The 22,219-nt window shown below is 56.8% G+C and carries 18 protein-coding genes; 16 read left to right on the top strand and 2 right to left on the bottom strand.

What is annotated here, in order from left to right:
* Positions 1 to 45: 45 nt before the first annotated feature.
* The 9 genes from map to JAO32_RS05490 all read left to right on the top strand — a co-directional run bounded on the left by map (position 46) and on the right by JAO32_RS05490 (position 5,583).
* Entirely contained in the window at positions 46 to 795 is a 750-nt protein-coding gene (gene map / locus JAO32_RS05530; RefSeq protein ID WP_334238319.1) for a type I methionyl aminopeptidase, read from the top strand.
* Positions 796 to 832: 37 nt separating this feature from the next.
* Entirely contained in the window at positions 833 to 1,051 is a 219-nt protein-coding gene (infA, locus tag JAO32_RS05525) for a translation initiation factor IF-1 (protein ID WP_014787172.1), read from the top strand.
* 63 nt (positions 1,052 to 1,114) lie between these two features.
* On the top strand, positions 1,115 to 1,228 hold the full coding sequence (gene rpmJ, locus JAO32_RS05520) for a 50S ribosomal protein L36 (protein WP_047496418.1): 114 nt from the start codon (positions 1,115 to 1,117) through the stop codon (positions 1,226 to 1,228).
* 193 nt (positions 1,229 to 1,421) lie between these two features.
* On the top strand, positions 1,422 to 1,802 hold the full coding sequence (gene rpsM, locus JAO32_RS05515) for a 30S ribosomal protein S13 (RefSeq protein WP_083343540.1): 381 nt from the start codon (positions 1,422 to 1,424) through the stop codon (positions 1,800 to 1,802).
* Positions 1,802 to 2,215, top strand: a complete 414-nt coding sequence (rpsK, locus tag JAO32_RS05510) for a 30S ribosomal protein S11 (RefSeq protein ID WP_334238313.1) — start codon at positions 1,802 to 1,804, stop codon at positions 2,213 to 2,215. Before rpsM ends, rpsK begins: the two co-directional genes overlap by 1 nt.
* A 134-nt stretch (positions 2,216 to 2,349) precedes the next feature.
* The gene (gene rpsD, locus JAO32_RS05505; RefSeq protein WP_334238312.1) at positions 2,350 to 2,979 is read left to right on the top strand and encodes a 30S ribosomal protein S4; all 630 of its coding nucleotides are present in this window, start codon (positions 2,350 to 2,352) and stop codon (positions 2,977 to 2,979) included.
* Positions 2,980 to 3,189: 210 nt separating this feature from the next.
* Positions 3,190 to 4,278 carry a DNA-directed RNA polymerase subunit alpha gene (locus tag JAO32_RS05500; protein WP_334238310.1) on the top strand — a complete coding sequence of 363 codons (1,089 nt, stop codon included), beginning with the start codon at positions 3,190 to 3,192 and terminating at the stop codon, positions 4,276 to 4,278.
* Between the two features lie 191 nt (positions 4,279 to 4,469).
* On the top strand, positions 4,470 to 4,940 hold the full coding sequence (gene rplQ, locus JAO32_RS05495; RefSeq protein WP_334238308.1) for a 50S ribosomal protein L17: 471 nt from the start codon (positions 4,470 to 4,472) through the stop codon (positions 4,938 to 4,940).
* A 118-nt stretch (positions 4,941 to 5,058) separates the two neighbouring features.
* Entirely contained in the window at positions 5,059 to 5,583 is a 525-nt protein-coding gene (locus tag JAO32_RS05490) for a VanZ family protein (RefSeq protein ID WP_334238306.1), read from the top strand.
* On the opposite strand, the gene JAO32_RS05485 is transcribed toward JAO32_RS05490, so the two are convergent.
* Positions 5,531 to 6,247 carry a VanZ family protein gene (locus JAO32_RS05485; protein ID WP_334238304.1) on the bottom strand — a complete coding sequence of 239 codons (717 nt, stop codon included), beginning with the start codon at positions 6,245 to 6,247 and terminating at the stop codon, positions 5,531 to 5,533. The genes JAO32_RS05490 and JAO32_RS05485 overlap by 53 nt on opposite strands.
* A gap of 553 nt (positions 6,248 to 6,800) precedes the next feature.
* On the opposite strand from JAO32_RS05485, the gene rplA reads away from it, so the two are divergent.
* The 7 genes from rplA to JAO32_RS05450 all read left to right on the top strand — a co-directional run bounded on the left by rplA (position 6,801) and on the right by JAO32_RS05450 (position 21,280).
* Complete coding sequence (gene rplA / locus JAO32_RS05480; protein WP_083343546.1) at positions 6,801 to 7,511, top strand: 50S ribosomal protein L1; 711 nt, start codon at positions 6,801 to 6,803, stop codon at positions 7,509 to 7,511.
* A 68-nt stretch (positions 7,512 to 7,579) separates the two neighbouring features.
* Entirely contained in the window at positions 7,580 to 8,212 is a 633-nt protein-coding gene (gene rplJ / locus JAO32_RS05475; RefSeq protein ID WP_334238299.1) for a 50S ribosomal protein L10, read from the top strand.
* Between the two features lie 177 nt (positions 8,213 to 8,389).
* Positions 8,390 to 8,767, top strand: a complete 378-nt coding sequence (gene rplL, locus JAO32_RS05470; protein ID WP_443082574.1) for a 50S ribosomal protein L7/L12 — start codon at positions 8,390 to 8,392, stop codon at positions 8,765 to 8,767.
* 76 nt (positions 8,768 to 8,843) lie between these two features.
* Positions 8,844 to 10,514, top strand: a complete 1,671-nt coding sequence (locus JAO32_RS05465) for a hypothetical protein (RefSeq protein ID WP_334238297.1) — start codon at positions 8,844 to 8,846, stop codon at positions 10,512 to 10,514.
* A gap of 686 nt (positions 10,515 to 11,200) precedes the next feature.
* Entirely contained in the window at positions 11,201 to 15,682 is a 4,482-nt protein-coding gene (gene rpoB / locus JAO32_RS05460) for a DNA-directed RNA polymerase subunit beta (RefSeq protein ID WP_334238296.1), read from the top strand.
* Positions 15,683 to 15,871: 189 nt separating this feature from the next.
* The gene (rpoC, locus tag JAO32_RS05455; RefSeq protein ID WP_334238294.1) at positions 15,872 to 20,065 is read left to right on the top strand and encodes a DNA-directed RNA polymerase subunit beta'; all 4,194 of its coding nucleotides are present in this window, start codon (positions 15,872 to 15,874) and stop codon (positions 20,063 to 20,065) included.
* Between the two features lie 123 nt (positions 20,066 to 20,188).
* On the top strand, positions 20,189 to 21,280 hold the full coding sequence (locus JAO32_RS05450; protein WP_334238293.1) for a hypothetical protein: 1,092 nt from the start codon (positions 20,189 to 20,191) through the stop codon (positions 21,278 to 21,280).
* A 25-nt stretch (positions 21,281 to 21,305) separates the two neighbouring features.
* On the opposite strand, the gene JAO32_RS05445 is transcribed toward JAO32_RS05450, so the two are convergent.
* Positions 21,306 to 22,052 carry a 3-keto-disaccharide hydrolase gene (locus JAO32_RS05445; RefSeq protein ID WP_334238291.1) on the bottom strand — a complete coding sequence of 249 codons (747 nt, stop codon included), beginning with the start codon at positions 22,050 to 22,052 and terminating at the stop codon, positions 21,306 to 21,308.
* Between the last annotated feature and the right edge of the window lie 167 nt (positions 22,053 to 22,219).

Raw genomic sequence — 22,219 nt, 5'->3', positions numbered from 1 at the left:
GCGGCGCTGAAGCGTCTGCGGCGCGAGGGCATGTAAGCAGTACCGATGGCGATCGCGATTAAAACACCGCAGGAAATCGAGAAGATGCGCGCAAGTGGCCGCATCCTGCGTCAGGTCCACATTGCAGTGGAAGCGGCTGTGAAGCCGGGCGCAACCACGATGGATTTGGAGCGCGTTGCCGAGGCAAAGATTCGTGAGCTGGGTGGCAAGCCGGCATTCAAGGGTTATAACGATTACCCCTGCTGCCTGTGCACCTCAGTGAACAACGAGGTGATTCACGGAATCCCCTCGGAGAAGAAGGTTCTGCAGGAAGGCGACATTGTGTCGGTGGACTGCGGCGTGATTCTGGAAGGCTATTACTCGGACGCGGCGGGAACCTACCCCGTGGGTAAGATCAGCCCGGAGACACGCAAGCTGCTGGATGTGACGAAGGCGTCGCTCGAGCAGGCGATTCAGGAAGTACGCGTCGGTGGCACGGTGGGCGACATTGGCGCCGCGGTGCAGGAGATGTGCGAGGCCGAAGGTTACGGAGTTGTACGTGACTTCGTGGGACATGGCATCGGCAAGAACATGCACGAAGATCCGCAGGTTCCGAACTACGGAAAGCGCGGTAAGGGAACGAAGCTCAAGGCAGGCATGGTGCTTGCTATTGAGCCGATGATTAACGCTGGAACGGCTGACGTGAAGGTATTGAAGGATGGATGGACCGCAGTGACGACGGACGGCAGCATGAGCGCCCACTTCGAACACACGGTAGCTGTTACGAAAGACGGTCCGGTCGTCCTGACGCAGTAAGTTGAGTAAGTGTTGGCAGTAGTTACAAGGAGACAGTTTGCCGAAGGAAGATGCAATTGAAGTCATGGCAGTGGTTGTAGAAACCCTGCCGAACGCAATGTTCAAGGTGGAACTGGAGAACAAGCACCAGGTGCTGGCCCACGTTTCCGGCCGCATGCGCAAGAACTTCATCCGCATTCTCCCCGGAGACCGTGTTGCCATTGAGTTGAGCCCGTATGACTTGAACCGCGGGCGTATTGTGTACCGCTACAAGTAGTCGCGTAGTGGATAACAGCACAGCAGACGCACGTTGATCTGCTGAAGAAGGAAAGAGAAGCAAATGAAGGTACGCGCTTCCGTTAAGAAGATTTGCGACAAGTGCCAGATCGTTCACCGTAAGGGTGTTGTACGAGTGATCTGCGAAGTTGCAAAGCACAAGCAGCGCCAGGGATAACCTGCTGCAGCTTGTTTGAGTAACAAACACCGCGGAACCCGCGGCTTCCACTTAGGGCAAGACGTACTAAGTGTGAAGACGTTCCTCAGGGGCGAGTTAGCCGAAGCAAAGGCTTGCGATGAACCCCGGGCAAACCGCATAACCCGGTTCTGTACGACAGCGTCAGGACCAAGAAGTACACGAGGAAAGACACATGGCACGTATTGCCGGAGTCGATGTGCCCAACAACAAGCAGGCACGCATCGGCCTCACCTATATCTACGGAATCGGCGACACTCGCGCGCTGCAGATTCTTGCGAAGGCGGACATCGATCCGCTGCGTAAGGTAAGCACGCTGGACGAGGACGAGCTGAACAAGATCCGTGCAGTTATCGAGCAGGAAGGCGGCATTGAAGGCGATCTCCGCAAGGAAATCGGCCTGAACATCAAGCGCCTGATGGAAATCCAGAGCTACCGTGGTATCCGTCACCGCCGTAATCTGCCTGTTCGCGGACAGCGCACCCACACGAACGCCCGCACGCGCAAAGGCCCCCGTAAGGGCACGGTTGCCGGAAAGAAGAAGGCGACTAAGTAATGGCTAAGCAGAATACAGCCGGAAAGTCCGGCAAGGGCAAGAAGTTTAAGAAGCGGGAACGGAAAAATGTCCCGTACGGTCTGGTCTTCATCCAGGCTTCCTTCAACAACACCATCGTGACCATCACGGACCAGCAGGGCAACACGCTGAGCTGGAAGAGCTCGGGCTCGCTCGGCTTCCGTGGTTCGCGTAAGGGCACGCCGTTCGCGGCGCAGCAGGCTGCTATGAACGCTGCCACCGCTGCTCGCGATCACGGTCTGCGTTCGGTTGACGTGCGCGTCTCCGGCCCCGGTTCGGGCCGTGAGTCGGCAGTACGTGCGCTGGCTGCTGCCGGCATCGATGTGCGTAGCATCCGCGACGTCACGCCGATCCCGCACAACGGCTGCCGCCCGCCGAAGCGTCGCCGCGTGTAAGTTCACCCGCCAGGTGGAGGCACTGTTTGTAAGTGCCTCCACCGCGGGATTCATCCTGTAGTTTGGATCGCGATGAAGGGCCGCCAGCCTGTAAAGCGATCGTCACCTGAAGTTAGGAAAGAGAGAAAGATTCAATGGCACGTTATACGGGAGCTGTCTGCCGTCTTTGCCGGCGCGATGGCGTCAAGCTGTTTCTGAAGGGTTCGCGTTGCTTCTCCGAGAAGTGCGCTATCGACAAGCGCAACTTCCCCCCGGGGCAGCATGGCCAGGCACGCGCCAAGAAGGTTGTGGGCTACGGTCTGCAGCTGCGCGAAAAGCAGAAGGCAAAGCGCATCTACTTCACGCTCGAAGGCCAGTTCCGCTCGTACTACGAGAAGGCTTCGAACAAGACCGGTGTTACCGGCGAACTGCTGCTCCAGCAGCTTGAGCGCCGTCTTGACGCTCTGGTGTACCGTGCGGGCTTTGCTCTGTCGCGCCGCCAGGCCCGTCAGCTTGTCCGTCACGGCCACGTGCTCGTGAACGGCAAGAAGGTAAACATTCCTTCCTACCAGATCAAGGTTGGCGACAGCGTTGAACTGAAGGAAGCGACGAAGAAGCTCGACATCGTGGAGGGCGCGGCTCAGTTCCACGCTGGTCTGGCACAGCCCACGTGGCTGCAGATCGACCGCGAAGGCCGCACCGTGAAGGTTCTCGCTCTGCCGAAGCGCGAAGAGATCCAGATCCCGGTCAACGAGCAGCTGATCGTCGAACTGTACTCGAAGTAAGCCATAGCGGCAGATGCGGGTTCGCTCGCATCTGCCGCATAGCTACTTCGAATCGAGGCACGGCCACTCGATATTCTGGCCGTAAGTCCCACCTGGGGCACTGTAGTAATACAGCGTTCCCTGAAGTGACTCAACCGAAGGAACCGACCTTCACGCACCGCAAAATGCTTCGCGGCATGCGATGAAGCCAGGAAATGAGGAGAGTAGCCAATGTTGTGGAGAGGTTTTCAGAAGCCGAAGCGTCTTGCGGTTGACACCGAAACGCTGACGGAGAAGTACGGTAAGTTCAGCGCGCAGCCCTTTGAGCGTGGCTTTGGTACGACGGTAGGCAACAGCCTGCGCCGCACCCTGCTCAGCTCCATTGAAGGCGCCGCCGTTACCGCTGTGAAGATCGAAGGCGTGCTGCACGAGTTCCAGTCGATCACCGGTGTGGTGGAAGACGCGACCGACATCATCCTGAACCTGAAGCAGATCCCGTTCAAGCTGAACGGCGACGGCCCGAAGGCTCTGTACCTGCGTGCAGATCAGCCCGGTGTTGTCACCAGCGGCATGATCGAAGCTGACGGCGACGTAGAGATTCTGGACAAGGACATCTACATCGCAACCGTGTCCGAAGGCGGCAAGCTGGACATGGAAATGCGCTTGAAGCGTGGCCGTGGCTACGTTTCGGCAGACAAGAATTTTGATCCGGATCTCGGCATCGGCTTCATTCCGGTGGATTCGGTTCACTCGCCTGTACGTAAGGTGAACTACGCAGTAGAGGCAGCACGTCTCGGTCAGATCACTGACTATGACAAGCTGACCATCGAAATCTGGACGAACGGCACGGTGCTTCCGGCGGATGCGCTCGGTCTCTCCGCAAAGCTGATGAAGGATCACATGACGATCTTCATCAACTTTGAAGAAGAGCTGGAGAGCGGCCTGGACGGCGGCCATGACGGTCCGGCTCTGCGTAACGACAACCTGAACCGTTCGGTTGAGGAACTGGAGCTGTCGGTTCGCAGCTACAACTGCCTGAAGAACGCCAACATCGCGACGATCGGTGAACTGATCCAGAAGACCGAAGCCGAGATGCTGAAGACGAAGAACTTCGGCCGCAAGAGCTTGAACGAGATCAAGGAAATCCTTGCTCAGATGGGCCTCTCGCTCGGCATGAAGATCGACGATCAGGGCAACCCGGTTCCGGGACCGACCTCGGTTCTGCCTGCGGCAACGCTGGCCGCCTCCTTCGGCAACTTCGATGATGAAGAAGACGAAGATGAGGATGACCTCGTAATGCCGGAGACGGAAAACTTTTAAGCTCTTAGCCGTTGGCTCTTAGCTTTTAGCCATTCATTGGCGAAGCTGAGAGCTGACGGCGGAGCGAAAGCACTTAGTTTTCTTCCTGGGTATTTTCCAGGAGCTAGAAGCTAAGAGCTAAAGGCTGAAAGCTAAGTGTTAGCGATGCGCTCGGTGCGAGCCGTCGAATTTGAAATTGGAAGGTAAGTACTATGCGTCATCGCAAAGCTGGAAACAAACTTGGACGGAATACGAGCCACCGCCGCGCACTTCTGCGCAACCTGGTTACCTCGATTCTGGTAGAAGACCGTGTGGAGACGACCCTGGCGAAGGCCAAGGCTGTTCGTCCGCTGGTCGAGAAGATGATCACCTTGGGTAAGAAGGGTGATGTTCACTCGCGTCGTCAGGCACTCGCGTTCCTGATGACGGATGACTCCGTGACGCGTCTGTTCGCGACGGTTGCTCCTCGCTACGGCGATCGCCAGGGCGGTTACCTGCGCATCGTTAAGGCGGGCTTCCGTCAGGGCGATGGCGGCGAAAAGGCCATCATCGAACTGCTGGGTGCTGAGAAGGAACTGGGCGCGAAGCAGCAGAAGCGTGAAGACCTGAAGGCCAAGAAGCGCGAAGAGCTGCAGAAGCAGCTTGCCGAGCAGGGCGGCGACGAGAACAGCGAAGCAGCGTAAGCCGCATTCGAATCAAGCATGAAAGTGAAGGGCCCCATGGAAATTCCATGCGGCCCTTCACTCTATGCGCAAGCAATTTGATCTCGGTGAATCTTCCGATCCCAAAGCTGGAGATGCGATGAGTCGGCCTGTATTACTCGGTGGGCGTCAGGCTCCCATTACGACAACCTTTACAAGTTGGCTGTCTCTTACGTGGCTACCGGTGATGGTCATGCTGGTGGCCATTGCGATTGAGTCAACGCATGCCTTCTCTTCAGACCACACCTCAGGATGGCTGCGTTCGCTCTATCAAGCGATCGCAGGGCAGGTATCCGATACGCGATGGTTGGAGATTCACCATTACATCCGTAAGACTGGGCACTTCACCGGCTACGGTCTGCTTGGGCTGGCATGGTTGCGAGCTTGGCTGCTCTTCTGGCTAATTCCGATGAAGCATCGTTCAGAAGGCGTATGGCGTGGCTACGCAATGGTGATGGCGGTTGCCTGCACAACTCTGGTGGCATCGCTGGACGAACTGCACCAGAGTTTCATGGCAGATCGCACCGGGGTGGTATCCGATGTGTGGCTGGATACCACCGGCGCAGTCTGTCTTATTCTTCTGTCGTTTTTGATAGGAAGATTGTTGCGCCCTGCCAACGAGTAAAGGTCGGCTTCCGAAGAGAAGGAGCAGGCCAGCTCTTGGTGTTGCGAACTCCGCGACGGATGCCGGCAATTCCTTTTGCGGAGCGAGCCCGTAGTACGCGCACGTCGTGCGTGTTTGCAAACTGCTCAGGCAGCTGTGCGAAGGACAGTCCCAGCGTAATGAATTGAGTCTGCGGATGCAGCAGGGCATTGCGTCGCGCAGCCAGAAACGCAAGAAACAGGGAATTCAGCACAACCGCTCCGCTCGTATCCAGCAGGACGTCCCATACTGACGCACCACGCGTCGGCAGGAAGATCTGGTGGATCTCGTCGGCAGATGCGACCACAGCCGTTGAGAGGATGCCGAAAAGCGCAGCGCGCATGCGAAGCGTGCTCCAGCTGGCAACGATGTGGCGTCGCAGTACAGAGTACCAACCACGTGCAAAGAAGATTCCCAGCAAGCCGTAGCCAGTAAAATGGCCAGACTTGCGCAGAACGTGATTCACCAGAGCCAATGGGCCATCCGAATGGCCTGACCAGGCCGCCAGCTGCGACAGCCAGATGACCGTATGATTTGCACCCATGGTATTGGTGGATTCGCCGCAAATAACGGCAATGCCGAAAAGCACAGGAAGCCAGGCAGCCTGTTTACGGACAGATGTGGGAGCAGTCGCCGCGATAGCCATAACTACAGTCCCTCCGGGGGAAGTAAATTTGCGGGAGGCGGTGGTCCGCCTCGCTTCTGCATAGGAATAGAGCAAGCAGCGTGCCATTCCCCGTATTCGTTTTAAATATAATTTTATGTGTTACTTGCGCTCTGCTGACGGTGTTTGGCGTTGTGGAAGAAACGCGTCTACTCAAAACCTTTTGGGCACATGGAACTGACGAAATAGGATCATTGTTGACAATCAGGGCTTACAGCGGCATACTGATAAGAGTGTTCGAGCCTCCGTGTGTGCCCTGTGCCTGCGGTCCTCGAATACATGGAAGTTGCGAAAGCAGCTTCCGTCCAACACCACGGCCGAACGGCTCGTTCCCCGCAGCAGTTGAGTAATCGCAATTCGGGACGGGTTCAGCGTGAAAATTACGCTGCGGACAAAGGGCGGGGCCCTCGTTGAGTTTGGGTGGAAGGCGAAAGCCGGAAGCCAGTAGTCAGCGCGAGGCATGCCCGCTGGGCTAGAAGAATCCATCAGCCCGCTTTGTCCAATGGTTCAGGCGGTGGGAGACAAAGGAATAGGAATGGCACGCAAGATTTCGAAGAATCTGGCTAAGGCGCGCGCGGCTGTTGAGCCCCGCACCTACGCCCTGACGGACGCAGTCCCCCTCCTGCAGAAGATCAAGTACGCGAAGTTCGATGAGAACGTCGACATTACCCTGCGCCTTGGCGTAGACACGCGTCACGCTGACCAGATGGTTCGTGCGACCGTTCTGCTGCCCCACGGTCTGGGTAAGACGAAGAAGGTTGCCGTGATTTCGACTGCGGAAAACCAGCGTCTGGCTACGGAAGCCGGTGCAGATATCGTCGGCGGCGAAGAGCTCGTTGAGAAGATCCAGAAGGAGTCCTGGACGGACTTTGACGCCCTGATTGCAACGCCGGACATGATGCGTTCGATCGGTCGTCTCGGTAAGGTTCTGGGTCCCCGTGGCTTGATGCCGAACCCGAAGACGGGCACCGTGACCACGGATGTGGCTGCTGCTGTGAAGGAAATCAAGGCCGGTAAGGTTGAGTTCCGCGCAGACAAGACCGCGTTGGTTCACGTTCCGGTGGGCAAGAGCTCTTTTGAAGCAGAGAAGCTGGTCGAGAACGCAATGACCGTGATCAGCGCCGTTGTGAAGGCGAAGCCGGCTGCTGCTAAGGGCAAGTACATCAAGGCGATGTATATCTCGTCCACGATGGGCCCTGGCATTGAGCTGGATCAGGCTGTCGCCGAGGCTGCCGCAAAGGCGTAACGATTTCGCCGCGCATAGTGCGGCTCTGAAAGATTCGGCCGGGCGCGAACCCGGCGAGGGATAAAACCATGGCATTGACCAAGCAGAAGAAGCAGGAGAAGGTTGCGGCGCTCGCGGGCGAGCTGCAGGGCGCGACCGCTGCCATCATCGGCACCTTCACCGCGATGACCGCGGCAAAGGATGTTGACCTCCGCAAGACTGTCCGCGCTGCGGGCGGCAAGTATCAGGTGTTGAAGAACAAGCTGGCTCCCAAGGCTGGCGAAGGCACCAAGATTGAGAACGCGCTGGGCGGCCTGAAGGGCGTCAGCTCCATCGCTTACACCTCCGGCGATCCGGTGGCTCTGGCGAAGGCTCTGAGCACCTGGGTGAAGGACAACTCGCAGTTCACCTTCAAGCTGGGCATCGTCGACGGCAAGGTTCTTTCCGTTGCGGAAGTGAACCAGCTGGCAACCATGCCGGGCAAGGAAGAGCTGTTCGCAAAGCTCCTGTTCCTCATCAACGCTCCGGCGCAGCGTCTGGCTACGGTCATCAACGCAACCGGTCGCGATCTGGCTGTGGTGATCAACCAGGCCGTGGAACAGAACAAGCTGGGTGGCGCGGCTCCTGTCGCAGCAGCAGCGGAAGCTGCTCCCGCTGCGGACACGGAAGGTGCTTCGGCTCAGGCCGAAGCGGCTGCCGACGAAGCTCCCGCCGAGGGATAAAAGTTTGACCCGGCAGGGTATCGCCGGGTTCGCAATAAGTTTTGTCGTGACTGTTTTGAGGGGCGCAAGTCTGGGCGCATCGGAAACCTTGAAAACGGGAAGGACAGCCGGAATAGAAGTTGGATTCCGGAGACGTAATCCGCAGTATCCAGATTGATTGACTAAGAGGGAATTACCATGGCAGACATCCAGCAGTTGGAAGACGCAATCGTTAGCCTGAGCCTGCTCGAAGCAGCTGAGCTCGTGAAGAAGCTTGAAGAGCGCCTCGGCGTTTCGGCAGCAGCAGCAGCTGTGGCCGTTGCTCCTGCAGCAGGTGGCGGCGCAGCCGCTCCGGCAGCAGAAGAGAAGACCGAGTTCACCGTTATCCTGAAGGATGCCGGCGCAAACAAGATCAACACCATCAAGGCTGTTCGTGAAGTAACGAGCCTGGGCCTGAAGGAAGCTAAGGACCTGGTTGACGGCGCTCCGAAGCCCCTGAAGGAGAACGTTTCGAAGGATGACGCAGCTGCTATTGCCAAGAAGTTTGACGGCATCGCGACTGTCGAAATCAAGTAGTTACTCTAGATTAGTCCACGGCGCATATAAGTGCGCCGTGGACTCTTGATTTTCCTCACTGCGCTTGGGAGGATCCGTGGCGGCTCGGATCGACCGTTTCCTACTTGCACTTCCACGGCTTAGCATGCTGATTCTGTATTGCGTGCTTCCAGCAGATATCCTAACCATGGTGGTCATGAATCTGGTTCGTGTCCGAACCAGTCTTCTACCTGTGGTCTTTTTGCTCGCGCTTCTCTTGTCGTGGCGTCTCCAGCCTGTGGTTATAAATAGAACTACTGGCGCACTAGCACAGAAGGACCAGATTGTCTTACTGCGTTGCGCTGGGGTGCTAGCGCTGCTCTGTTGTCTGGCACGTGTCGCCTATATTATCGAGCCGCTCAGACACTCTCTCATGCGTGTCGTGGTTTGGGATGATTTATGGCATATTCAGGAGATCAACTCGCTCGTCCATAGCGCATCCTATCCTGCTGTTTCGAGCTTTAATTCGCACGCATATCTCTCGTTCTACTACGCAGCTTGGATGCTTCCCTCTGCCTTGTATGTTGCGCTCCCGGTTTCATTCGTAACTATCAAGAGCGTATTCGCAGTGGCAACGATCTTCTACACTATTACAAGTATCTTCTCTTTGATTTGGATCATGCTCTACTATGCGGAAAGTCGTTCGCAGGCTTTTGGCGCCGCATACTTGTTTGGCTTGTACGCCGGTATTGAATCGCTCTTTTCGTTGGTAGAGCCTCTCCGCCATCATGCCATTTGGATGTTTTTCATTGGCTTACGTCTAAATTATCCATCCTTTGTCACCTTATTACTCTGGGTTATTCACCACCTTCTCGCCGCTGTCGCCCTGTTGCTTGCGGCTCACCTTTGGGGCTGTAGGGACAGACATCTTGCATCCCTCCTTCATGTCGCCCTACTGGTCGTGTTCGCCTTTTACAGCAGCGTATTTGTTGTATTAGGTGCGCTTCCCCTTGGGCTTCTGCTGGCTTACCGCGATCTCCGCAGCCGCTTTCGCGATCTTGTCTTAATCACGCTGCAAATTGTCTTGCTCGCTTTGCCGATCTTATGGATATATCTTGGTAAACGTGGATCGGTCGGTTTCCTCGTTCCGTTGCATCCTGATTTTCATCTAGTTATCGCACCTCTGCACTGGTCGATCCCGCTAGGGCTTGTAGGAGGCTTTTTCCTCTTCTGCATTCTGCTAGCGCTTAATTTCCTGCCGCAGATTATTATTCTTGTCAAAGCCCGCAGCCGAATCGCTCAAACGGATGGCCTGATCCTCGTTCTTGTCGCGCTATTCCTGTTGTCTACCTATTGGATTGGTTATAGTCTTTTCAATAATTACTGCATGCGTGGCAGCATAATTCCTCTTATGCTGCTTTCCTGGATCAGTGCGCGTTACCTGCAACGGCTCAGGTTCAGCAAGACCTCATTATTCGTCCTGGCGATTGGCGCTGCTGCATCCGTTAACGAAATCGCGATCTGTGATGCAGCCATGCTGCACAGCCTCGTCCAACACTCATACTCATATGGCCGTGCAGGTCGCGAAATTCTTGATTGGAATGAGCAACGCAGCTTACATGAGATCGACTTGGATGCATTACAGCAGATCATCAAGGGGAACGATGACCTCTACTATCACGTGGAGAAGCTTTCCCCCAAAGTTTCACGTTTGCCAAATCCTTCGGATATCGAAACGGAGAATGCGGGCCCATTTGGTATCTGGAGATTTGAACGGCATCGGGACTGAACTGGTCCTTCTGGAGCCCTCCTCGCGCCCCAAAAACTCGTTCTGAACGACGCAAGTGTAGTCTCAGTTGGCTAACGTGTATTTCTCGCGGGAAGAGAGCTTGGACTTTGTAGCTTTTCGGCACTTGCGCAATTCTTTGTCCTTGGGTATCCTCTTCTTTGGAGTTGGTCGGCTAAAGCGACAATCAGAACCTTCTCCGGCTCAAGTGAGAGCCGGCCACGGTATGTCTCAGGCGGCGGAGGTCTATCGTGCAGTCAACGCCTCAAATTTCCTGCCCCGCCAGGCAGCGAGAAGGGTAACAAGGGCGGCAGTTATTTTTAGCAAATTTGAACTGGTGCAAAAGTCGGATCTTGCGCTCACGGGCTTTCCTGTCCCTGTGGGCCATTTCGCGTCTCCGGAGAAACCTCCGAGTCGACCGCATACACCGGCATAGCACTGTAATGGCAGGAAATCAGCAGTAACCGAGAAGACAAGCTTCGTATCACCCTGAACGGGCATCAAGCCCATCTCAATTGCGCGCGGAACTCGCACCGGGGCAGAGCCTCCGCAGGAACTTTAAGCGCACACCACCCACGAAACAGCCGCCCACACGGCCATGTTTCGGCTCTCAATCGAAACTCTACCGCATCGGATGCGGTGGAAATCGGAAGGGAGGCCTCGGCACGAACAAGGGGAGTCTACAACGTATGGCAAGCAACACCGAAACGCGCGCACTCCGCAGCCGTCTCGACTTTTCCAAGATCCCAACCGCAATTCAGATCCCGAATCTGATCGAGGTGCAGCGTCGTTCGTATGAGCGCTTCCTCCAGATGGACAAGCTGCCCCAGGAGCGCGAGGACAACGGACTGCAGTCCGTGTTTACCTCCGTGTTCCCGATCACCGATTTCCGCAACGTGTCGGAGTTGGAGTTTGTCGATTATTCCATCGGCAACTGGGAGTGCAAGTGCGGCTACTTGAAAGGTCTGAACCACCTGCGCACGGCCTGCACCACCTGCGGCCACATGGTCATCACCGACCCGTTCCATCCCGGCGATGTGCTCTGCCACTATTGCGGTACCTACAACAAGAACACGCCGGACTTCTGCACCAAGTGCGGTGACCCGGTGGGTCTGCAGTTGAAGTATGACCAGGCTGAGTGCGAAGAGCGTGGCATGACCTATTCCGCTCCGCTGAAGGTCACCATCCGCCTAAAGATTTACGACAAGGACCCGGAGACGGGCGTGAAGACCCTGCGCGACATGAAGGAGCAGGAAGTCTTCTTTGGCGACATTCCTTTGATGTCGGCCAACGGTACGTTCATTGTGAACGGCACCGAGCGTGTCATCGTGTCGCAGTTGCACCGTTCGCCCGGCGTCTTCTTTGAGACGGCGAACAACCGTACCTACTTCCTGGGCAAGATCATCCCGTACCGCGGAAGCTGGGTTGAGTTCGAGTACGACCAGAAGAACATTCTGTACGTCCGCATTGACCGTAAGCGTAAGTTCCTGGGAACCATCTTCCTGCGCGCTCTCGGCCTGCGCACGGACGAAGAAATCCTCAAGACCTTCTACACCGCAGACACCATCCAGGTTCGCGATGGCAAGCTCTTCTGGCAGATCCCTGCGGAAGGCGCGACCAACATTGTTGGTGTGAAGCCTGCCAACGCAATCAATGGCACCGACGGCGCGGAAATCGTTGCTGCTGGCCGCAAGATCAGCACCGCGCTGCTGTCCAAGCTGCGCGCAGGCGGCGTCACGGAAATTGAAGTTGCGCAGAGCGACTTCGATGGCGCGATCTTCGCTGCTGACGTTGTCGATCTGACCACGGGCGAGCTGCTGTATGAGGCCAACCAGGAAGCTGGCGCAGACAAGCTGCACAAGACGCTGCAGAGCGGCGCCACCAGCTTCGAAGTGTTCTTCCCTGAGAAGGACGACGTAGGCAACATCATCACGAACACGCTGAAGCGTGACTCGGTTCGCAAGCCGGAAGAAGCTCTCATCGAGATCTACCGTAAGCTGCGTCCGGGCGACCCGCCGACGCTGGACACCGCGACGGCTCTGTTCGAAGGCATGTTCTTCGATCCGCGCAAGTATGACTTCTCGCGCGTGGGCCGTCTGAAGTTCAACATCAAGCTGTACGAGAACCAGGACGCAACCAACCTGGACAAGCGCACGCTGACGCCGGAAGACTTCTACGGAACCATCCGTTACCTGCTGAAGCTGCGTAAGAACATCGGCCTTGTGGACGACATCGATCACCTCGGCAACCGTCGCGTTCGCGCGGTGGGCGAGTTGATGGAGAACCAGTTCCGCATCGGTCTTGTGCGTATGGAGCGCGCCATCAAGGAAAAGATGAGCGTGTACCAGGAGATGTCGACGGCCATGCCGCACGACCTCATCAATGCCAAGCCGGTGATGGCTGCGATCCGCGAGTTCTTCGGATCGTCGCAGCTCTCGCAGTTCATGGACCAGACGAACCCGCTGTCGGAAATCACGCACAAGCGTCGTCTGTCGGCCCTTGGACCGGGCGGTCTGTCGCGTGAACGCGCTGGCTTCGAAGTCCGCGACGTTCACCCGACGCACTATGGCCGTATCTGCCCGATCGAAACGCCGGAAGGCCCGAACATCGGTCTGATCTCGTCGCTGAGCTGCTTTGCGCGCATCAACGAGTACGGCTTCATCGAATCGCCTTACCGCAAGGTCAAGGACGGTAAGGTCATTGACTATGTCGCGATCACCAACGCCGGTGAGAGCGGTCTGCGTCAGGGCGACCCAGTTGAAATCAACGAAGCTCGCAAGATGAAGCAGGATCTGGCGAAGGCTGGCAAGCGTGTCATTGAGACCGAGCCGTTCAGCTTCTACCTTTCCGCATGGGAAGAAGATCGTCACACGATCGCTCAGGCGAACGTGGAGATGGACGCTGAAGGTCAGTTGACGGAAGACCTGGTCAACGCTCGTCGTCAGGGTAACTTCGTACTCGTTCCCAAGAGCGAGATCGACTACATTGACGTTTCGCCGAAGCAGCTTGTGTCGGTTGCTGCATCGCTCGTGCCATTCCTTGAGCATGACGACGCGAACCGCGCTCTGATGGGTGCGAACATGCAGCGTCAGTCGGTGCCGTTGCTGATGGCGGAAGCTCCGTTCGTCGGTACGGGTATGGAAGGCGTCACGGCTCGCGATTCCGGTGCTGTGATCCTTGCTCGCCGTAACGGTATCATTGATTCGGTCGACTCCGAGCGCATCATCGTGCGTGTCGAGGGCGAGCATCATCCCACGCAGTTGTCGCGTGAGGTGGGTTCGGACATCTATCAGCTCACGAAGTTCAAGCGCTCGAACCAGAACACCTGCATCAACCAGAAGCCGATCGTTCGCAAGGGCGACCGCGTGGTTAAGGGCCAGGTGATCGCAGATGGTCCTTGCACGGAGCAGGGCGAGCTTGGTCTTGGTCGTAACGTGCTGGTGGCCTTCATGCCGTGGCGCGGTTACAACTTCGAGGACGCGATCCTCATCTCGGAAAAGCTGGTCCGTGAGGACTACTACACCTCGATCCACATCGAGGAGTTCGAGATCGAAGCGCGCGACACGAAGCTGGGACCGGAAGAAATCACGCGCGATATTCCGAACGTTTCTGAGCACGCTCTGCGTGACCTGGACGAGTCGGGCATCATCCGCATCGGCGCGAAGGTTGGTCACAACGACATCCTTGTGGGCAAGGTAACGCCGAAGGGCGAAACCCAGCTGACGCCGGAAGAGAAGCTGCTGCGCGCCATCTTCGGTGAGAAGGCTGGCGACGTACGTGATGCTTCGCTGACGTGCCCTCCGGGTATCGAAGGCACGGTGGTCGACGTCCGCATCTTCTCCCGTAAGGGCCAGGAGAAGGACGAGCGCGCCAAGCAGATTGAGCAGGAGCAGATTGAGCGGCTGGAGAAGAATCTGGCTGACGAAATCCGAATCCTGACCGACGAGCGTCTGAAGCGTTTGGAAGCAATTCTGGGTGGCAAGGAAGTGCAGGCTGACCTGCATGACGAGCGCACCAACAAGAAGCTGCTCTCCAAGGGCGACATCCTTGATCGCGACACCATCGAGCTGATCAGCACGCGTAACCTCAAGCGTATTCGTTACGCCGACAAGGATCCGCGCGTGAACGAGCAGATCGACGAGATCGAAGAGATGACCTCGCGTCAGATCGACGTTCTGCGCAAGATCACGAACGAGAAGATCGGCAAGATGCAGAAGGGCGATGAGCTTTCGCCTGGCGTCATCAAGATGGTGAAGGTGTACATCGCCATGAAGCGCCGCCTCTCGGTGGGTGACAAGATGGCCGGCCGTCACGGTAACAAGGGTGTGGTTGCACGCATCCTGCCTGAGGAAGACATGCCGTACCTGCCGGATGGAACGCCGGTAGAAATCGTGCTGAATCCGCTGGGTGTGCCGTCGCGTATGAACGTGGGTCAGATTCTCGAAACGCACCTCGGTTGGGCTGCGCACGAACTCGGCGTGAAGGTTGCTGAGTTGGCGAAGCAGGCCGCGGACGCCAACGAGGTTCGTGAAATCTTCAAGGCTCGCTTCAAGAACACGGCTGCTCTGAACCAGCTCCTGGAGCTGGATGACGAGATGACGCTTCGCGTCGCCAAGGGCATGAAGCGTGGCATCTGGTTCGGCACTGCGGTGTTCGACGGTGCACAGGAAGGCGAAATCAAGGCGCTGCTTGCAGCGGCTGGTCTGCCTTCGTCCGGTAAGAGCGAACTCTTCGACGGTATGACCGGCGATGCGTTCGAACAGCCGGCAACCGTTGGCTACATCTACATGCTGAAGCTGTCGCACCTTGTGGACGACAAGATTCACGCTCGCTCCATCGGACCGTACTCACTCATCACGCAGCAGCCGCTGGGTGGTAAGGCACAGTTCGGCGGACAGCGCTTCGGTGAGATGGAAGTGTGGGCGCTGGAAGCATACGGCGCGGCTTACATCCTGCAGGAGCTGCTCACGGCCAAGTCGGATGACGTCTTCGGACGTACGAAGATCTACGAGGCTATCGTGAAGGGCGAAGCGGCGATCGAACCCGGCGTACCGGAGTCGTTCAACGTGCTCATCCGCGAGCTGCAGTCACTCTGCCTTGACGTGGAACTCGTCAAGCAGGAAGACCTGAAGAAGATCCCGACGATGCCCATCGCGGCAGCCGCCGACTAACTTCTGGCTCTTAGCCTTTAGCTCTTAGCTTGTACTTGCTAAGGGCTAAAGGCGGAGCTCAAGCAGCGCATAAGTTTTGTAAGTACCGGCATGCAATCCGCCACAAGTGATTGCGAATAGCAGTACCAACCGCAGCACTAGCTAAGAGCCAGAAGCGAAGAGCTAATAGCTGCAACGGAGACCAACCGAATGTTCCGTTCAAGCCCGTTTGAGATGTCCGGCCCCATCACCGATTTCGATTCGATCCGAATTTCGCTCGCATCCCCCGAGAAGATTCGTTCGTGGTCGCACGGTGAGGTGACGAAGCCGGAAACCATCAACTACCGTACCTTCAAGCCCGAACGCGATGGCCTCTTCTGCGCCCGCATCTTCGGACCCATCACGGACTGGGAGTGCCTCTGCGGCAAGTACAAGCGCATGAAGCACCGCGGCGTGATCTGCGACAAGTGCGGCGTCGAAGTCACACTGTCCAAGGTTCGTCGTGAGCGCCTGGGCCACATCGAGCTGGCATCGCCCTGCTCGCACGTCTGGTTCTTTAAGGGCCTGCCGTCGCGTATCGGCCACCTGCTCGACATCTCGCTGCGCGAGCTCGAAGCTGTTCTCTACTTCGAGTCGTACGTTGTTATCGACGCAGGTGATGCGCCCGTGAAGGAGCGCGAAATCATCAAGGACGAGCAGCGTTTCCGCGAGCTCGATCAGCAGTACCGTCCCTCGGGCTTCAAGGCCATGATGGGCGCGGAAGCCATCAAGGAACTGCTGAAGCGCGTTGAGATCGAAGAGCTCGCCATTGAGATGCGCGAGAAGATGAAGGTCGAACAGAGCCTTCAGAAGAAGCTGAAGTACGCCAAGCGTCTCAAGGTTGTTGAGGCCTTCCGCCGCAGCGACAACAAGCCCCAGTGGATGATCCTCGACGTGATCCCCGTGATCCCGCCTGAGCTTCGCCCGCTCGTGCCATTGGACGGTGGCCGTTTCGCGACTTCGGATCTTAACGATCTGTATCGCCGCGTGATCAACCGTAACAACCGTCTGAAGAAGCTGATGGACCTGCATGCTCCTGAAGTCATCGTGCGCAACGAAAAGCGCATGCTGCAGGAAGCAGTCGACGCGCTGTTTGACAACGGCCGTCGTGGCCGCGTGCTGCGCGGTGCAAACAACCGTCCGCTCAAGTCGCTCTCTGACACCCTCAAGGGTAAGCAGGGCCGCTTCCGTCAGAACCTGCTCGGTAAGCGTGTGGATTACTCCGGCCGTTCCGTAATTGTGGTCGGTCCTGAGCTGAAGCTGCACCAGTGCGGTCTGCCGAAGAAGATGGCGCTTGAACTCTTCAAGCCCTTCATCTATCACCGCCTTGAGCAGACAGGCCACTGCACCACCATCAAGCAGGCCAAGGAAATGGTGGAGATGCAGGAGCCCATCGTCTGGGACATCCTGGAAGAGGTCATCAAGGATCACCCGGTCCTGTTGAACCGCGCTCCAACACTTCACCGTCTCGGCATCCAGGCGTTTGAGCCTGTGCTCGTAGAAGGTAAGGCCATCAAGATTCACCCGCTCGTCTGCACGGCGTTCAACGCCGACTTCGACGGTGACCAGATGGCTGTGCACATTCCGTTGTCGCCGGAAGCTCAGGTCGAAGCCAGCGTGCTGATGCTCGCTGCGCACAACATCCTGTCACCCGCGTCGGGTCAGCCCATCACGGTGCCCACGCAGGACATGGTTCTTGGTCTGTACTACCTGACCAAGGCCAAGGTTGGCGCCAAGGGTGAAGGCCGCGTCTTCGCGAACATTGAAGAAGTGCTGATGGCTCTCGAAGCCAAGCAGGTGGAAACGCTGACGCCGATTCGTCTGCGTTACACCGGCCCCGTGCTTGACCTCACGACGGCATACGACGATCAGGACCTGACGCACACAGAAGTGGTTGAGTACAACAAGCAGTTCATCAACACCACTGTGGGCCGCGCCATCCTGAACGACGCTCTGCCGGAAGGCATGCCGTACGTAAACGGTCTGCTGAAGAAGAAGGGCATCGGCCAGCTCATCAACTACTGCTACCTGAACCTCGGTCTCGAAGTGACGGTGAAGGCGCTCGATCGCATCAAGGAACTCGGCTTCCAGTTCGCCACGCGTTCCGGCCTCTCGGTCGGTCTCGACGACATGGTGATCCCGGACAGCAAGTACACCGTTGTGCACGAAGCTGAAAAGCAGGTAATTGCTGTGCAGCAGCAGTACCTCGACGGTGCCATCACTAACGGCGAGCGTTCGAACAAGGTCATCCAGATGTGGTCCGGTGTAACGGAGCGCGTTGCAGATGAAATGTTCAACAACATGAAGCGTGCGGACAAGGAAGGAGCCATGAACCCGATCTACATCATGGCCGACTCCGGTGCGCGTGGTTCGAAGCAGCAGATCCGTCAGCTCTCCGGTATGCGTGGTTTGATGGCGAAGCCCTCGGGCGAAATCATCGAAGTGCCCATCACCGCGAACTTCCGTGAAGGCCTCACGGTGCAGCAGTACTTCATCTCGACGCACGGCGCGCGTAAGGGCCTTGCGGATACCGCGTTGAAGACCGCTGACTCGGGCTACCTGACCCGTCGTCTCGTTGACGTCGCTCAGGACGTCATCATCACCGAGAGCGATTGCGGCACCAGCAAGGGCATTTACGTCATGCCGATCATCGAAGCTGGCGAAATCATCGAGCCGCTGCGCGACCGTATCATCGGCCGTGTAACGACCGAAGAGTACAAGGACCAGGAAGGCAACATCGTCATCGGCCCGAACCAGGAGATCGACGAGCAGCTCGCAACCGACATCCAGGCCGCTGGCGTGGAGAAGGTGAAGATCCGCTCGGTGCTCACCTGCGAATCCAAGCGTGGCGTCTGCAAGCTCTGCTACGGCCGTAACCTCGGGTCGGGCAAGCTGGTGGAAATGGGTGAAGCGGTCGGTGTTATCGCTGCTCAGTCCATCGGTGAACCCGGCACGCAGCTCACCATGCGTACCTTCCACGTGGGTGGTACGGCATCGCGAGTTTCGGATCAGTCGCACCTCGACGCGAAGAACGCCGGAGCGGTTAAGTTCATTAACCTTTCCACCGTTCGCGCCAAGGACGGCAGCCTGGTTGCCATGAACCGTTCGGGTCAGGTCGCCATCATTGACGACAAGGGCCGCGAACGTGAGCGTTACCCCATCGTCTACGGTGCAAAGCTGCGCGTGGAAGATGGCGCTCAGGTTGAAATCGGCACCACGCTCGGCGAGTGGGATCCGTACACCTACTCCATCGTCACGGAAATCGGCGGCACCATCCAGTTCAAGGATCTGCAGGAAGGTGTCACGCTCAACGACGAAGTGGACGAGGTCACCGGCCTGTCGCGTCTCGTTGTTGCCGACGCTCCCGATGAAAAGCGCCAGCCGGCGCTGATCGTTGACGGCATCGACGGTGGCAAGAAGCGTTACCTCATGCCCAGCCGTGCAAACCTCATGGTGCAGGACGGACAGGAAGTGGGACCGGGCGACATCCTCGCCAAGATCCCGCGTGAGTCCACCCGTACCAAGGACATCACGGGCGGTCTGCCGCGCGTTGTGGAACTGTTCGAAGCGCGTAAGCCGCGCGAGACGGCCACAATTGCCGAGATCGACGGTGTGGTTCGCTTTGGCGACGTGGTCAAGGGCCAGCGCAAGATCTACATCACGGGCGACAACGGCGAAGAGCGTGAGTACAGCGTACCGCGCAGCATCTACGTCAACGTGCAGGAGGGCGAACGCCTTCAGGCTGGTGACAAGCTGTTTGACGGTCCGCTGAACCCGCATGACGTTCTCGCCGTGCTCGGTGAGCAGGAACTGCAGCGTTACCTGGTGAACGAAATCCAGGAAGTCTACCGTCTGCAGGGCGTGGCCATCTCGGATAAGCACATCGAGGTGATCGTTCGCCAGATGCTTCGCTGGGTCAAGATCGACGAAGTGGGTGACAGCACCTTCCTCCTCGAGCAGCAGGTGGATCGCTTCCGCTACAACGCGGAGCGCCAGCGCTGCCTGAACGATGGTGGCCGTCCGCCGCTTGGCCGTCCGCTGCTGCTGGGTATCACGAAGGCGTCGCTGTCCACTGACAGCTTCATCTCCGCGGCCAGCTTCCAGGAGACGACCCGCGTACTCACTGAGGCGTCCATCAACGGCGCTGTGGATACCCTCCGCGGCCTGAAGGAAAACGTCATCGTCGGTCGCCTCATCCCCGCTGGTACGGGCATGGAGTACTACCGCAACGTTCAGCTCTCACCAGAGCTGGAAGAAGCGGCAGCCAAGATCCAGCAGGAAGTCCAGGAAGCGCACGACGCAGAAGAGCGCGAGCTCGAAGCCATGCGCATGGAAGGCGAACAGGAAGAACTCGCCGCCGAATAAGCGCGATCACAACAAGAAACAAAGGGCGGACTCGAAAGAGTCCGCCCTTTGTTTGTGGACCGTGCTGGAAGTTTCTAAAATCGCCGCTATCTCCTCCAGTACCCCTCTTATAGAATTCTCCGGATGGGCAAGGATTCTAGGATCAAACTTGAAAGACGAATTGCGAGAGATGCAGCCTTTGCCCAGCCATCCCTACCTACTAAGGATTTCTGGGCGGACGTATTCGGATGGACTTCGCTTTCATGGATATCGGCAGCATTCTTAGCTGTTGCCACCTGTTCTCTGTCCCTGTCAAAACAATTTTACGTAGCGCGAGCCGCTTTCGTTTTGGCTGTTTTACCGCTATCCATCAAATCCCTGTTCTCTCTACGCGGTCTTTGCATAAGAAGTCTTTTATCCAGGTTGTTGTTCACTCTACTTGTAACCTTTCTAGCTCTTTTGGGTGCCAAAAGATGGGTTGATTTGACAGAAGCTAATGTTGCTGCAGTGGCGAGGCCTGTGCCTACGAAATCACGTAACGATGAAAGCTTGAGACCCGTTTTTATCCGGGAGTGGGACCAACCTCTTAGAGGAATCTTCGCAGTGATTGCATTGAAAGATGTGGCTACATTGTCCGATCTACAGAGTTTTGCTTGTGTCACAGCGATTAGCTTTACTGAGGACCGAAACGCACCTTCGATATATATTTCAAGTTTCAGTGAGAAGCAGCTCTTGCCTATGGGATTCGGCCCGACAGACGGAATACAGAGTAAGGTCTGGCTTTCCCCACCTTTCCGAGATGAGGTAGGGACATTTCTATTTAGCTATCAGTATCTAAAACGTCTGGAAGCGGGAGGGACGTTTTCTGACGGTAAATCGATAGGTAATTTAGGAAAACTGGATCGAGCGTTTGTTCAGCTTAGGTGTTCACCGGGTATCACCAAACGCATTAAGTCTCTACGCATTTATGCAAATGACTTCTTGGTCTACGAAAATGATGGATGGGATATGTCTTGGAAACCTCTTCGTTATGATCCGAATTGGAAAGCTAATCTGGATCAAGAGATTAAATGGATGAATTTTCAAGATGCAGATCTGAAGCAATTCACAATAGATCTATCCAGTATTCGGCTGCAACGGGTGAAGATACTTGCGTCTGGAGGGGTTTGGACACCTTCTGCTGAGACGATTATGCCGGGGGCTTATGGCTGGCTTACTGATGAAGTAGACCAGTAGTAAGTCATTCGAAAGCGATCGAAGTTTAGTGCAATTCCCGAATCTTGATATTCCGGAACCAAACCGGAAATCCATGATCCTGTAGCAGGATGTATCCGCTCGTCTCCTGCCCGTACTGCGGAAACACATGGTACTTACTCGCCGCAAGGATGGCCTTGAACTCCGGTGAGTCACGGTCGTACTCCAGAACCTTCACACCATTCAGCCAATGCTCCGCATGTTTGCCGCGCACAACGATACGCGCCGTATTCCATTCGCCCACGGGCTTGATGGGCTTATCCGCAGCGGCGGGGATCATGTCATAGAGTGACGCCACAGTGCGGTCGCCATCCTTGCCGCGCTTCGCATCCGGGTGCAGAGCGTCATCCAGAATCTGATACTCAAATCCAACGGGCGAACCGTGGCCGTTGTGCCACGGCATCAGGTCCAGGTTCACAAAGTACATAATGCCGGAGTTCGCACCCGGCGAAGTCTTGAAGTCCACCGACAACTCAAAGTTGGAGTAAGTACGGTCGGTAACAATATCGCCGCCGTTGCCAGCTTCTTCGCCACCCGTCTCAGTCACAGTAATGGTGCCGTCCTGCACTGCCCAACCCGTAGCAGGAAAGCCACCACCACGCGCACTGTGCCAACCATTCGTCGTCTTGCCATCAAACAACAGCTTCCAGCCATCCGCCTTTTCTTTGGCAGTAAGCGTATTCATCTTCTGCGCGGACGCAGACAGAACGGCAAGCGAACACATCAGAACGCAGGCAGCAAGGTGTTTCTTCATGGCCAACAGCATACCGTTCTTTTGAAAGCGAAATGTGAACCAGGATGCGCCAAGCCTACGAGACTCTATGGGGGCGGCACGATGCCACTCTTAATCAGGAGTCAGTCGCAATCAGAAAACAAAGGGCGAACTCCGAAGAGTCCGCCCAACGGTATACACGACGTTGC

The organism is Terriglobus sp. ADX1 (assembly GCF_036877645.1).
GTDB lineage: Bacteria > Acidobacteriota > Terriglobia > Terriglobales > Acidobacteriaceae > Terriglobus.
The sequence above is the reverse complement of the archived record's forward strand: the minus strand, read 5'-3'. Positions and strand labels throughout refer to the sequence as shown.

Bases quoted from the DNA above. Each gene is read 5' to 3' on its own strand.
- JAO32_RS05500 (WP_334238310.1), top strand. From the start codon at position 3,190: ATGTTGTGGAGAGGTTTTCAGAAGCCGAAGCGTCTTGCGGTTGACACC.
- rpsM (WP_083343540.1), top strand. From the start codon at position 1,422: ATGGCACGTATTGCCGGAGTCGATGTGCCCAACAACAAGCAGGCACGC.
- JAO32_RS05445 (WP_334238291.1), bottom strand. From the start codon at position 22,052: ATGAAGAAACACCTTGCTGCCTGCGTTCTGATGTGTTCGCTTGCCGTT.
- rpoB (WP_334238296.1), top strand. From the start codon at position 11,201: ATGGCAAGCAACACCGAAACGCGCGCACTCCGCAGCCGTCTCGACTTT.
- rplL (WP_443082574.1), top strand. From the start codon at position 8,390: ATGGCAGACATCCAGCAGTTGGAAGACGCAATCGTTAGCCTGAGCCTG.
- map (WP_334238319.1), top strand. From the start codon at position 46: ATGGCGATCGCGATTAAAACACCGCAGGAAATCGAGAAGATGCGCGCA.
- rpmJ (WP_047496418.1), top strand. From the start codon at position 1,115: ATGAAGGTACGCGCTTCCGTTAAGAAGATTTGCGACAAGTGCCAGATC.
- rplA (WP_083343546.1), top strand. From the start codon at position 6,801: ATGGCACGCAAGATTTCGAAGAATCTGGCTAAGGCGCGCGCGGCTGTT.
- rpsK (WP_334238313.1), top strand. From the start codon at position 1,802: ATGGCTAAGCAGAATACAGCCGGAAAGTCCGGCAAGGGCAAGAAGTTT.
- rplJ (WP_334238299.1), top strand. From the start codon at position 7,580: ATGGCATTGACCAAGCAGAAGAAGCAGGAGAAGGTTGCGGCGCTCGCG.
- rpoC (WP_334238294.1), top strand. From the start codon at position 15,872: ATGTTCCGTTCAAGCCCGTTTGAGATGTCCGGCCCCATCACCGATTTC.
- JAO32_RS05490 (WP_334238306.1), top strand. From the start codon at position 5,059: ATGAGTCGGCCTGTATTACTCGGTGGGCGTCAGGCTCCCATTACGACA.
- JAO32_RS05485 (WP_334238304.1), bottom strand. From the start codon at position 6,247: ATGGCTATCGCGGCGACTGCTCCCACATCTGTCCGTAAACAGGCTGCC.
- rpsD (WP_334238312.1), top strand. From the start codon at position 2,350: ATGGCACGTTATACGGGAGCTGTCTGCCGTCTTTGCCGGCGCGATGGC.
- JAO32_RS05450 (WP_334238293.1), top strand. From the start codon at position 20,189: ATGGGCAAGGATTCTAGGATCAAACTTGAAAGACGAATTGCGAGAGAT.
- rplQ (WP_334238308.1), top strand. From the start codon at position 4,470: ATGCGTCATCGCAAAGCTGGAAACAAACTTGGACGGAATACGAGCCAC.